The sequence below is a fragment of the Endozoicomonas sp. PH6C genome (assembly GCF_059322965.1).
The window spans coordinates 1,067,489-1,081,657 of the sequence record NZ_CP185342.1 but is presented as its reverse complement, the minus strand read 5'-3'; the positions used below and the strand labels follow the sequence as shown (position 1 = coordinate 1,081,657).

Genomic DNA, 14,169 nt, shown 5'->3' with positions numbered 1-14,169 from the left:
GAGCGAGATTTTCTTAGGGGTATGCATTCCTACTAGGAATAAGTGAACGAGATGCTGGAGTTTTAGGATACCCTCTTTTTTCATAAGGTGGTCTAACCTTCTTCTCTATAGACAGGAATGCAAGTACAGAATCATTAACCAGTCACTCGTTACAGCACAGCTATTGCTGCTACTGTTGTCTGTAATCTGTCAGGCCGAACTGTGGACAGGATGTTTTACCGTTGAGCCTGAACAGAATGAAAACTTTCCAAACCACAGCTTTTCTATAAAGTGTGATCAGCCTGCAGTGCCTGGAAAGCGATCAGGCATTGCCAGTGCAGACACCTGTTCGGGATCAGCTTCACCGTCTAATGACAAGCGGCACAGACATGACGGTAACGAAGCAACAATGATCCTTATCGATTCGATTTCGTCGCAAAGATTTTATTCTACTAACCTGCTGGTTGCTTACGAACTGACCCTGGCCTCTGAGGACGCCGCTCTGAGTGCCAGCCCCTATTCATGGCTACCTTTAGAAGTGGTTGTCGCTGTCGGCTGGCTTTTAAAAAGTTATTGGAGCCCCGGTTCACCCCTGTTAAACACGATGGAACAACAGGGGGCATCTATGTTGTCACAGGTAGATCACGCTTTTTCAGTCATTACTGTGATGTTTAACTCTGGACATAACCAACAAGAAGGCCAACCATCAGAATCATCCTGCCAACAAGCCCCTGAAGCCAACAACCGGCCTACTGGCTCTCTCGCCAAGCCACTGCATTCTGACTTTGGTGACGGTAGCCAGAGCCCTGGACAAAACCAGCATACTTTAAGCCTGAATTGTTTCGTTCATCCCTGTTATGGCGTTTGTAAATTCCGACAAGCATCCGAAAACGCAGAGGCTGCTGAATGGCTGCTGGACATCGAAGAAAATTTGACAAACTACACTGAAAAAACACCCAAAAAAAGCTCATGCACTCATTTAGCCGATGGATACTGCTTTAGTTGCATGGATTATTTTGATCCTGTAGAACCGGGACAAACCATGCCTTTAAAAACATTTAATAATCTCGCTGACATCCAATTCCAATGCAACTCTGGTCAACTGTTTCAAACGTCTGGCTCTGATAGCAACCCAGACAATAACTGCAATCCTATAGAATCAATGAATACAGTAGCACCTGAGAACACTCTATCCGGAATAACACATTGCCATCAAGCCCTCTCCTGTGACGTCAAAGTGGTCGGGGAAGATGGGATGCAGTCGTGCGGGAAGATTTTCAAGAATGTTCGAACCCTTTCAATTCACAAAAAGAGATACCACACCGGACAAAAACGCTGTAATACAACTGTCGTCAGTAAAGATGGCCTGCAGCAGCCATGCGGGAGGCTATTGAAGAATGTTCAAGCTCTGTCAACTCACAAACAGAGATACCATACCGGACAAAAAAACTGTAATAGAACTGTCGTCGGGAATGATGGCCATCAAAAGCCATGCGGGATAGCTTTCAAGAATGCTCAAGCCCTGGCAGATCATAAAAGAAAAGTACATACCGGACAACAAATCTGCAACTTAATCGTGGTCAGGGAGGATGGCCTGCAGCAGCCATGCGGAAGGGTCTGCAAGAGTTCCAGAGCCCTGTCGGATCACAGAAGCATGCACCACACCAGCCACAGAACATGTAGTGTCATTGTGTTCAGGGAAGATGGCCTTCAGCGGCCATGCGGAAAGATCTGCAGGAGTAAAAAATCTCTGTCAGATCACAAAAGAAGTGTCCATAGCGGGCAAAAAACCTGTGACGTGATACAAGTCGGAGAAGATGAACGTTCGTCGCCATGCGGAAAAATTTGCAGGAGTACCATAACCCTGGAGCATCATAAAAGAAAACATCGAAAACGCCAGCCAGCCAGTGTGGTCCGGAACAAACCTGAGCCCTCAAAAAGTCACATTGAATAAGTAAAAATCTAATCTGTCTCCCGCCGTTACCGGGCTGTCACAAAACTCTGGTTCCCATGCTCAGGAGGGTGGTCTACTCTTCCTCTCTGTACACCAGAAAGCAAGGATAGAATTATTACACACTCACTCTTTGCGACACCTCTGCTACTTATGCTGATGTTGCCTGTCGTCTGCCAGGCCGAAGCGTTAACAAGACGTTTCATTTTTGAGCTTGCACAGGATGCAAGCTCTTCAAACGCGATTTTTTCTATACAGCGTGACCTGCCTGTATTACCGGTCAAAACGTTAGACATTGTCGACACAAATGACTACGCAGGGTCAGATTCACCATCGAATAAAAAACGACAGGGACTACTCTTTACGACACTGATGTTGGCGCTGTTGTTGTCTGTTACCTGTCAGGCAGATGCGTTGGCAAGACGTTTTGTTGTCAAACCCGGACAGGTTGCAGGCTTGCCAAATAAGAGCTTTTCTATAAATCCTTACCGACAGACATTGTCCGACAACCCGACAGAGATCGATCTTGAAAACGGCTATGCAGCCTCAGATTCTCCACCTGATGACAAACGACACAGAGCTGATGGTTACAGAGTAAAAACGCCCCTTATTGAGTTGATTTCGTGGCAATTGCCTGACCTCAGGCATCTTCTGGTTGCTTACGAACTGATCCTGACAATTAACACCACAACTCTCAGACCCAAACATTATTCCGGACTACCTGTCGAAGTGGGTGTCGCTCTCGGCTGGCTTTTCAAAAGCTATTGGAACCCCGATTCACTACTTTTTAATCCTATCAGACAACATTTTTTATCTATATTGAAACGGGGGGAAAACCTGTTCCAGATCATCACTGTGATGTATGGCTCTGGATATGACCCAGCAAAAAACCCGTCATCAGGATCATCCAGACAGCAAACCCTGAAAACCCATACCCACACTACAGGCACTTTCACTAGCCTCTTGAATCATGGGTATAGTGACGGTGACGAAGGCCCTGAACAAGACCAACATACATTGGGTTTAAATTGTTTCATCTACCCCTGCCGTGGCGTTTGTAGATTCAGACCATCATTTGATAGCAGAGAGCCCGCTGAAAAGGCTTTGAATCCCGAAGAAAGATCGACAGACTACAAAGAAGAAACACCCAGACAAAGCTCATGCTCTCATTTAGCCAATGGATACTGTTTTAGTTGTCTGGATCACACTAATTCTCTAAACATTTCATGTTCACAACAAAACACATTTCCAGAAACAAGGGATTATTTCCCTGGCATTCAAAGCCAATACACTTCCAGCCAGCTATCAGAGCCAGTGACCCATGACATTGATAACAACTGTTCAAACGATGTCGCTATAGGCGAGGCCGACTTTACTTTGATCAGTGCAGTAGCCGACTTTAAAAATGTCGCTAACGAGCCACTCGGTGACGAAGTATCAATGCTCAGTAATTTGTCTTTCACCACTGATAATTTTGCGGTCATGAATGAGTCAGTCAGTTTTGAAAGTCGTCTCGAAGAAATCGGGATTTCCTTTACACAAACCCAGACGGGCACAGTACAAACTTCTTCAGTATCTGACAATGTCCAGATAGAAACGGCATATTCTCAAGAAACTCAGTCGGTTCAAAAAAGCAAATACCACAACGGGCTAGTCTGTGACTACAAAATAGCTGGAAAGGATGGCCAGCCGCGACTCTGCGGAAGAGTCTACAAGAATACCAAGGCCCTGACGTGTCACAGAAGCAAATACCACAGCGGGAAAAAATTCTGTGACATGATCGTGGTCGGGGAAGATGGCCAGCAAAGACCATGCTGGAAAGCCTTTATGAATGCTCAAGCTCTGTCGAATCACAAGAACAGAGAGCACACCGGACCACAAATCTGTGACGTGACTGTTGTCGGCGAGGATGGCCAGCTGCGGCCATGCGGGAAGGCCAGTAAGAATATTCATGCCCTGTCGAGTCACAAAAACGAATACCACAACGGCCAGCAACAAATCTGTGACATTATCGTGGTCGGGGAGGATGGCCAGCAGAGGCCATGCAGGAAAGCCTGCAAGAATGCTAAAGCCCTGTCGAGTCACAGGAACAGATACCACACCGGACCACAAATCTGTGAGGTGACTGTCGTCGGGGAGGATGGCCAGCAGCGGCAATGCGCGAAGGTCTGCAAGAATATTCTTGCCCTGTTGACGCACAAAAGCGGATACCATACCGGCCAGCAAACCTGCGATGTATCCGTGTTCGGTGAAGATGGCCAGCGACAGCCATGCGGGAAGGTCTTCAATAGTGCTGTGGCCCTGACACGCCACAAAAACAAATGCCACACCAGGACAAGAACCTGTGACATGCCCGTGATCGGGGAAGATGGCCAACAAAGGCCATGCGGAAAGTTCTGTGTGAATAATCTTGTATTTGCGTATCACAAAACCGCATACCACTCCGGGCAGTCAACCTGTGAAGAAATCGTAATCGGGGAAGATAGACAGCAGCGGCCATGCGGGAAGGTCTTTAGCAATGTTAAATGCCTGTCATCTCACAAAATCAGATATCACGGCAGGGAACAAACCTGTGATGTGGTAGTCGTCTCAGAGGATGGTCAGACGCAGCGCTGTGGGAAGGTCTGCCCCCATCCTATAGCCCTGCGGTATCACAAACAAAATCACGGCAAACAAAAAAGCTGTAACCTGACCGTGATCGGGAAAGATGGCCAGCAGCGGCCATGCGGGAAGGTCTGTAAGAATGCTAAATGTCTGTCATCTCACAAAAGCAGATACCACAAAGGGGAAAAAACCTGTGACGTGCCAGTCGTCTCAAAGGATGGCCAGGCGCAGCCGTGTGGGAGGGTCTGCATCAATAATCAAGCTCTGAAGAATCACAAAAGAAGAGACCACGGAGAGAAACAAACCTGTTACCTGACATTGGTCGGGGAAGATGGCCAGAAAAGGCCATGCGGTGTGGTCTGCAAGAATGCTTCATCCATGTATGAACACATGAGAAGGCATCGAAAACGCAAACATGTTGATGTGGACCAGAACAATGAACTCCGTCCCTGAACTGACAACCACCCTTTCATGAAGTGATCTATCATTCATTCTTTAAACCATCAGGCAAGGATAGAATTATTAAACATTCACTCTTTGCGGTAACGCTTCTACTGCTACTGTCATTATCTGTCCTCAGTCAGACCGAGCCTGGAACAGGACGTTTTATTGTCAGGATTGAACGGACAGCAGGTTATCAAAAACAAAACTTTTCTATAAAGCCTGACCGTCACGCATTGTCGGGCACACCGTCAGACATTGCCGACACAATCAGCTTCGCAGGATCAGATTCGCTGCTTGATGACAAAGGAGACAGATTGGGTACTCACGGAGTAAAAACGCCCCATATCGAATCAATTTCCTGGCAACTGCTTTACGTCACGAATCTGCTGGCTTCTTTCGAGCCGATCCAGACCACCAAAGACGTCCTTCAAAGCCCTTATTCTCATCTATGTCTACCTGTAGAAATAGTTATCGCTGTCAGCTGGCTTTTAAAAGGCTGTTGGCCCCCTGATTCATCATTGTTTAACCCGATTGAACCACTGATCGAACAACAAGAAGCGAGTCAAAACCAGCCGTTTATGATCACCACTGTGATGATTGGCCCCGAACATCAGCAACAACAAAGTCAGCCATCAGATTCAACCCGCCAACAGTCTTCGGGTACGACCATTCCTTATAAAGGCTCTTTCACTCCTCCCATGAATTCTGGCTCTGGTGGTGGTGAAGAAAATCCTCAACAACACTCACATACTTTCGGTTTCAATTGTTTCACCAATCCCTGTCATGGTATTTGTCTATTCCGACCATCATCCGATAATGGAGAACCCGATGAATGGCTAGTGAATTCCATAGCAAAATCATGCCCCCATTTGGCTGGTGGAAATTGCTTTAGTTGCATAGATCATTTTCATTCTCAAAACACCAAAGACTCCCGGGAAAGTTCGCATTTCGGAACACTGGATGATCTTTTTGACATTCAGCGTCATTATGACTTTGATCTGCTATTTGAGCTACCTACTCATGACACTGGCAGCCACTTTGCCAATAGCTGCAACCCTGAACAAGCAGCAATTGCAGGGGACAATCATACAACGGCCCCTGACAGGCAAAAAATCTGCGACGCGATCGTGACTGGGAAAGATGGTCGGCAGCAGCCATGCCAGAAGGTCTGCAAGAATGCTCGAATTCTGACATCTCACAAAGCCAAGGCGCACAATGGGCAAAGAACCTGCGAGGTAACAGTGTTCGGGAAAGATGGCCAGCCGCAGCCATGCGGGAAGGTCCTCAAAAATACTCAATCTCTTTCATCCCACAAAAACAGATACCACTCAGGGCAGAAGACCTGTGACGTATACGTGATCGGCGAGGATGGCCAGAAGCGGCCATGCGGGACGAACTGCAAGAACGCTCAAGTCCTGACGATTCACAAAAAACAACATCACACCGGACAACAAACCTGTAGCGTGTTGGTGGAGGGGATGAATAAGCAGCTGCAACAATGCGGGACGATCTGCTTGAATGCTCAGGCCCTGCAGATGCACAAAAGCAATCATCACTCCGAGCAAAAAACATGTAGGGTATTCATGGTTGGGGAGGACGGTCAGACGCGGTCATGCGGTAAGATCTTCAAGAATAATCGAGACCTGTGTAATCACAAAAAAAAAGATCACTCCAAGCAACAAACCTGTGACTTGACAGTGCAAGGGAAGAATGGCCAGCCGCAGCCATGCGGAAAAGTCTGTAAGAATGCCAAAGCCCTGACGGATCACAAAAGCAGAGGTCACAGCGGGCAACAAACCTGTGCCACAAAAGTGATCGGGAAAGATGGTCAAGCTCATCCATGTGGGAAGATCTGCAAGAATGCTCGTGTCCTCAGATATCACAAATTAATCGCCCACACCAGCCAACAAACCTGTGAAGTAAAGGTAGTTGGGGAGAATGGTGAGCCGCAGCCATGCGGAAAAGTCTGCAAAAATGCCAAAGCTCTGACGGATCACAAAAGAAGACACCGTAAACGCAAACGTGCTGATGTCGATCAGGAGGATAAACTCGATCCCCGAACTGATACCCATATTTTCGTAAAATGATTTATCCTCTCTGTCTAATGAGTCGATTTCTCGGCAGTTGTTTTAAACCCTCTGTACTCTGGCTCTGGTGGCAGTAATGGAGGTCCTCAGGAACTCCTGCATGCAATGGGTTTATTGCTAATGTCCGGGAGTTTGCTCTCCAGCATAGATGATTTTGCAGACGTTAATCAGCTGCACGATTTAAATAGTCTTCTTGAAGAAATCTGGATTTCCATTACGCTTAACCATTCAGAAGCACAACCGAATCGTCACATTTGGGTCAGAGCCAACCTCATCTTTCTTTGGCTGACGCATTAAAGGTTTCGATAGGTGACAGTAATTGGAGAGGATGGCAGGCTGCGGCCATGGGGGACGATCGGTAAGAACCCTCGTAGTCCGGGGTGGTAGCTTTAATCCCTGGTCTGACCACCGCACCTTCATGAGGAAGACACAAAAAAATACTTATTTTCCTGACCTATCCTTCCTCTCTTTAAACCAGAAGACAAGGACGGAGTTATCAGACACTCACTCTCTGCGGCGCCGATTTTGCTGCTAATATTGTCTGTCACTTCCCAGACCGAAATGTTGACAGACCGTTATAGTGTTGAACTTCAACAGCATGCAAGTTCTCCAAATCAGGGCTTTTCTATAAATTCTGTTACTAGTACACTGTCGTATTATATGTCAGACTTAGTCGATTTCAACGGCTATTCAACCTCAGGTTCGCCACCTGATGAAAAACGACACATATACACCACAAACCTGCTGGCTGCATGCAAACTGATCCTGACCATCAAAGAAGCTCCACAATACTCACCCTCTTATTCACGGTTTTCTGTAGAAGTGATTGTCGCTGTCGATTGGCTTTTAAAAAGCTATTGGAACCCCGACTCATCACTGTTTAAACCGATTGAGCACATGGCGTCTTTGACAATCATCACTGCAATGTTTGGCTCTGGACATAACACACCGCAATACCAGCCATCAGGATCATCTGGCCAGAGAGCCTCAAAGGCTGCTCGCCAGGACACAGATTATTTCACAAGTCTCTTATATTCTGGCTCTGGCAGCGGTAACGGCGGCCCTCAACAACACCTGCATACCATGGGTTTAAATTGTTACGTTTATCCTTGTCATGGTGTTTGTAGCTACCGACTCTCTGCTGATAGCAGAGAGTCAATTGAATGGCTGCCGAATTCTGATGTAAGTGCGACAGGCCACATGTGGGCAACTTCCCGACAGAGCTCATGTCCTCATTTGCCCAGTGGCTACTGCCATCACTGTGTAAGCCATTTTAACCCTGTTAACGCTAAAGATTCCGCACAAAGATCGCTTATCGAACTATGGAATGATTTTTCTGACGTTCAACCCACCCTCTATTCTGGCCAACCATTTGAGTCTAATTCGCATGGCATTGGTTTCAACCCAGACGGGTCACTGAATAATGAAGTACCAATGCACAGGAATTTGCTCTCCAGCGTTGATAATTATGCGGCCATTGACAGACTTCCCGAGACAGATAGTTTTCTTGAAGAAGTCGGAATGTCCATTACGCTTAACCATTCGGCAACAGAACAAAAAAACACCGGATCACCCCAATTGAGTCAGAACCAACCTCACCTTTCTCAGACAGATGCATTACGAGTCCAGGTAGCAGAGAACGACTGCACTGGGCAGACAACTTGTGTCGAGATCCTGTTCGAGGAGGATGGCCAGCAGCGACTATGCGGGAGGGCCTACAAGAATTACAAGTCTCTGGCATCTCACAAAAGCAGAATCCACACCGGGCAAAAAAACTGTTACATGGCCGTGGTCAATAAAGATGGCCAAACACAACCATGTGGGAAGGTCTTTAAGAATGCCGGCGCCCTGGCATGTCACAAAAACAGATACCACAACACGAAGCAAACCAGTATTGTTACTGTGATCGGGGAGGATGGCCAGCACCAGCTATGCGGCAAGCTCTACCCAACTGCCCACGCCATTTCGATTCACAAAAGAAGAGTCGAAAGGAAAAGAAATACCTGTAATGTGGCCCTGGTTTCAGAAGATGGCCTGCAGCGGCCGTGCGGGATGCTCTTCAAGAATGTTCAATCTCTGTCGGTTCACAAAAATAGATACCATACCGGGCAACAAGCCTGTGACGTGATCGTGGTCGGAGAGGGTGGCCTGCAGCGGCCATGCGGGATAGTCTGCAAAAATACTCTATCCCTGTCAGTTCACAAAAGTAGATACCACACCGGGCAAAAAACCTGTGACGTGACCATGATTGGAAAGAATGGCCTACAGCAACCGTGTGGGATGATCTTCAAGAATGCTCAATCTCTGTCGTCTCATAAAGGCAGAGCCCACAGTAAGCAAAAAAAAATTTGTGACGCGACCCTGGTCGGGGAAAATGGACTGCAACGACAATGCGGGTTAGTCTGCAAAAATGCACCATCTCTATCAGTACACAAAAGCAAATATCATCGCAGACAACAAACCTGTGACGAAATCGTGGTTGGGAAAAATGGCCAGCTGCGACCATACGGGAAATTCTGCAAGAATGCTGGTGTCCTCCGGGATCACAAAAAAACACATCGAAAGCGCCAGTCTGTTGATGCGAATCAGGACAATGACTCCGATTCTCAAGAAGGCAAAGTAAACAAAGCAAAATGAATTAAATAACGATCTGATACTCATCCTCTCAAACACATTTATTTTCTTGATCTATCCTTCATCTCTGTGAACCATAATACAATGATAGAATTATTAAACACTCACTCTTTAAAACACTGCTGTTGTTACTTTCGCTATCTATCGTCTGTCAGGCAAAACCGTTGACAAGACGTACTGTTGTCGAGCTTGGACAAGATGCAGACTTTCCAAACCAGAGCTTTTCTATAAAGCTTAAGCTGAACACGTTGCCGGGTAGCCCTTCAGTCATTGCTGACAAAAACAGCTATGAAAGACCAGATTCGCCGCCTGATAATAATCGACAAGAATCGTTCGGTTACGAAATAAAAACGGCCATCATTAACTCGAGTTCCTGGCAGTTGCTTTACGCTACTCACCTTCTGGTTGCGTTCGAACCGATCCTTACCACCAAAGACGCCCCTCCATGCGCCAGCCCTTATTCATGGCTACTTGTAGAAGTGGTCATCACTGTCAACTGGCTTCTAAAGAACTATTGGAATCGCGACTTATTGCAGTTTAAGCCGATTAAACACCCAGCGACGTCTGCAGCCATCACTGCGATGTTTAGCCCAAGACACAATCCATCACAAACTCAACAATCAGAATCGTCCTGCCGGAAGCCCTCAAAGGCAGCTACCCACGCCAAAGGCTATTTCAATAGACTGCTATATTTTGGCTCTGCCGACGGTAACGGAGACCCAAAACAACAACTGCATACTATGGCTTTCAGTTGCTACGTCTATCCTTGTCATGGTGTTTGTAAATACAATCCATCTTACGCAGCGACACTCGAACAAAGCTCATGCCCTCATCTGACCAGTGAATACTGCTATAGTTGCGTAAGTCATGTTAAACCTGTTAACGCTACAAATATCGAACAAGAATCGCTTTTCGAACTATGGAATGATCATTCTTACATTCAGCCCCTATTCGATTTTGACCAACTATCCGAGCCAAATCTGCATGACATTGATGTCAACCCGACCGAACCACCCGACCACGAATTACCAATGCCCGGGAGCCTGCTCTCCGGCATCGATAATTTCGCAAACAATAATCGGCCATTCTGTGTAAATAGTTTTCTCAAAGGTATAAGTATTCCCGTTAGGGTTAACCATTCAGAAACACAACAAAAAACCACCGAATCATCCCAATCGGATCAGAACCATCCTCATCTTTCTCAGACAGACGCAATCCAGTTGCAGCCTGCAATTAACGACCACACCAAGCAGATAGCTTGTAACGTGACCGTGGTTGAGGAGGGTAACCAGCCGCGACCATGCGGTGTAGTCTGCAAGAATGTCAAAGCTCTGAGATGTCACAAAAGCAAGTACCACACCGGGCAAAAAACCTGTGACATAACAGAGGTTGGGCAGGATGGCCTGAAGCGGCATTGCGGGACGGTCTACAAGAATGCTCAATCCCTGTCGTCTCATAAAAGGAGAGCCCACAACCAGCAAAAACAAACCTGTGAAATGGGCGTGATTGGGGAGGATGGTCTGACACGGCCATGCGGGAGAGTCTGCAAAAATGCGCCGTCTCTGGCGGTTCACAAAAGCAGATACCATACCGGGCAACAAATTTGTGATGCAGCCGTGGTCGGGGGGGATGGCCAACAGTGGCCATGCGCGATGATCTGCAAGAATGCTCAAACCCTGTCGGATCACAAAAGAAGAGACCATAGCAGGCAAAAAGCCTGTGGCATAATAATGGTTGGGGACAATGGCCAGTGGAATATATGCGGCAAAATCTACAACAATCCTTATGCTCTGTCGGCTCACAAAAGAAAATATCACCCCAGGCAAAAAACCTGTTACGTGAAAGTATTCGGGCAGGATGGCCTGTCGCAGAGATGCGGGTTGGTCTGCAGCAGTGCTCTGGCCCTGTCATATCACAAAAAAACACATCGAAAACGCAGCACTTTTAATATCAGTGACGACAAGTAACTCAGCCCCTGATCTGACACTCCCCATTCCATAAAGTTGTGCCCCTTACAGCCTTAGTTTTTTAATAGAGTTTTTTAACATAAGGTCTTTGACAGATAAACACTCTTATTTTCTTGATCTATCCTTCCTCTCTGTTACCCGTAACACTAGGATAAAATTATTAAACACGCATCCCTTGTAACCCTGCACTTGCTGGTATTTTTCTTATCTGTCTTCTGTCAGGCTGAAACATTGACAAGACGTTTTATTGCCTTGCCTGAACAGGATACAGGTTTTCCAAATCAGAACTTTTCTATGAAAAATAACCGGCATACTTTGTCAGGCAGACCATCAGACATTGACGACACACCCAGCTACGCAGGATCTGATTCGCCGCAAGATCAAAAACGACACGAACCTGGCGGTTATAGAGTAAAAACGATAATCATTGAGTCGACTTCGTGGCAATGGTATTACGTCACTCATCTGCTGGTTGCTTTCGAACTGATCCAGACCAACAGAAACATCCCTCTAAGCTCTCACAGTTATTCATGGGTACCTGTAGAAGCGTTTTTCACGGTTGGTTGGCTTTTAAAAAGCTATTGGAACCACGGTTCACCGCTATTTAAACCAATTGAACAACAGGAGGCGACATCTATGCTGACACAGGGGGATCAGTCGTTTGCGATCACCACCATGATGTCTGGCTCTGGACATCAACAACAAGGCCAGCCATCAGAATCATCTGTCCAGCAAGCTTCACATTTCTCCACCCTGCCTACAGACTATTTCACAGGTCTCATGTATTTTGACTCAAGCGGAGGCAGGGGGGGCTCTGGACTATACTCACACACCTTTGGTCTAAATTGTTTCGTCCATCCATGTCGTGGCGTTTGTCACTTGGGATCATTACCCTTTCACCACTTATATTCTTTATACGGTTTTTTTGGTTTATCCGATTCATCTGACTCATCTGACTCATCTGACTCATCTGACTCATCTGACTCATCTGACTCATCTGACTCATCTGACTCATCTGACTCATCTGACTCATCTGACTCATCTGACTCATCTGACTCATCTGACTCATCTGACTCATCTGACTCATCTGACTCATCTGACTCATCCGATTCATCTGACTTATCCGATAGCGAAGAGCTGAATTCCGAAGAAAGTTCGACAGGGCACGCAGAATATAATTGCAACTATATGGACGGGGTCGCATCACAGTCAGTAGATGCAGAGAAGAACGATAGAATTGGCCCTGCCGGGCAGGTCATCTGCAACCTGATAGTGGTTGGGGAGGACGGCCGACAGAAGCTATGCAGGAAAGTCTGTGAGAATACTCGATCCCTGTCGTCTCACAAAAGCATATACCACTCCGGGAATAAAATCTGTAACTTTACAGTGACCGGGAAGGATGGTCAGAAGCAGCCATGCGGGTCAGTCTTCAAGAATGCTAAATCTTTATCATCACACAAAAGCAGATATCACTCCGGACAGAAAATCTGTAAAGCGATCATTGTCGGGAAGGACAGTCAGAAGCGGCCATGCGGGGTTGTCCTCAAAAATGCTCAATCACTGTCTGTACACAAAAGCAGATACCACAGCGGCCAAAAAATCTGTAGGTTCACCGTGTTTGAGGCGAACAAGCAGCCGCGACCCTGTGGAAAACTCTGCAAGAATGCTAAGGCCCTCTGGGATCACAAAGGAAAATACCACTCCGGGCAAAAAACCTGTAACTCTAAATTGATCGGGGAGGATGGTCAGCAGAAACTGTGCCTGATGACCTTCAGAAATTCCAGAGTCCTGTTGGATCACAAAAACAGATACCACTCAGAGCAAAAAAGCTGTGACTTCACTGTGTTCGCAGAGGATGGCCAGCCACAGCCATGCGGGAAGATCTGCAAGAATACCAGAGTCCTGCTTGATCACAAAAGAAAAGAGCACACTGGACAAAAAACCTGCGACTTGACATGGGTCGGGGAGGATGGCCAGCCGCTTTCATGCGGGAAGCTATGCAAGAATGCTAAAGCCCTGTCGGATCACAAAAGCAAACAACACAGCAGGCAAAAAATCTGTGGCGTAACCATTTTCCCAGAGCACAGCCGACCTCGGGCATGCGGGAAGATCTGCAAGAGTTCTCAGGCCCTGTCAGCTCACAAAACCAGAGCCCACAGCGGGCAACGAACCTGTGACCGGACCGTGATCGGTGAAGATGCTCGTCCACGCCCGTGCGGAGAGGTCTGCAAGAGTTCCAGAGCCCTGTCAGATCACAAAAGAGACAAGCACACAGGGCAACAAACCTGTTACGCGACCGTGGTCGGAGAGGATGGTCGGCAGCGACCATGCGGGAAGGTATTCAAGAATGCTCAAACCCTTTCGAATCACAAAAGAATACACCGTAAACGCATGCCTGTTAATGTGAACCTGGACAATGACCTCATTCCTTGAACTGATAACCCCCCTCTTAGAGGGAAAGACAAAACAATAAACTTATTTCTTGATCTATCCTTCCTCTCTG

At 46.9% G+C, this 14,169-nt stretch carries 6 protein-coding genes; all 6 read left to right on the top strand.

Going from position 1 to position 14,169, the window contains the following annotated elements; translation table 11 throughout:
- Positions 1 to 163: 163 nt before the first annotated feature.
- The 6 genes from ACOMG9_RS04250 to ACOMG9_RS04225 all read left to right on the top strand — a co-directional run bounded on the left by ACOMG9_RS04250 (position 164) and on the right by ACOMG9_RS04225 (position 14,099).
- Entirely contained in the window at positions 164 to 1,933 is a 1,770-nt protein-coding gene (locus ACOMG9_RS04250; RefSeq protein ID WP_494529834.1) for a hypothetical protein, read from the top strand.
- A 156-nt stretch (positions 1,934 to 2,089) separates the two neighbouring features.
- A complete protein-coding gene (locus ACOMG9_RS04245) occupies positions 2,090 to 4,987 on the top strand; it encodes a hypothetical protein (RefSeq protein ID WP_494529833.1) in 2,898 nt (965 codons plus the stop codon).
- A gap of 23 nt (positions 4,988 to 5,010) precedes the next feature.
- Positions 5,011 to 7,065 carry a hypothetical protein gene (locus ACOMG9_RS04240; RefSeq protein WP_494529832.1) on the top strand — a complete coding sequence of 685 codons (2,055 nt, stop codon included), beginning with the start codon at positions 5,011 to 5,013 and terminating at the stop codon, positions 7,063 to 7,065.
- A gap of 660 nt (positions 7,066 to 7,725) precedes the next feature.
- Complete coding sequence (locus ACOMG9_RS04235) at positions 7,726 to 9,702, top strand: hypothetical protein (RefSeq protein ID WP_448215913.1); 1,977 nt, start codon at positions 7,726 to 7,728, stop codon at positions 9,700 to 9,702.
- A gap of 161 nt (positions 9,703 to 9,863) precedes the next feature.
- Entirely contained in the window at positions 9,864 to 11,666 is a 1,803-nt protein-coding gene (locus tag ACOMG9_RS04230; protein WP_448215912.1) for a hypothetical protein, read from the top strand.
- A gap of 231 nt (positions 11,667 to 11,897) precedes the next feature.
- A complete protein-coding gene (locus ACOMG9_RS04225; RefSeq protein WP_494529831.1) occupies positions 11,898 to 14,099 on the top strand; it encodes a hypothetical protein in 2,202 nt (733 codons plus the stop codon).
- The last annotated feature ends 70 nt before the right edge of the window (positions 14,100 to 14,169 follow it).

What these genes read in the sequence shown, in the direction of transcription:
- ACOMG9_RS04245 (WP_494529833.1), top strand. Translation starts at nt 2,090, where the DNA reads ATGTTGCCTGTCGTCTGCCAGGCCGAAGCGTTAACAAGACGTTTCATT.
- ACOMG9_RS04235 (WP_448215913.1), top strand. Translation starts at nt 7,726, where the DNA reads ATGTCAGACTTAGTCGATTTCAACGGCTATTCAACCTCAGGTTCGCCA.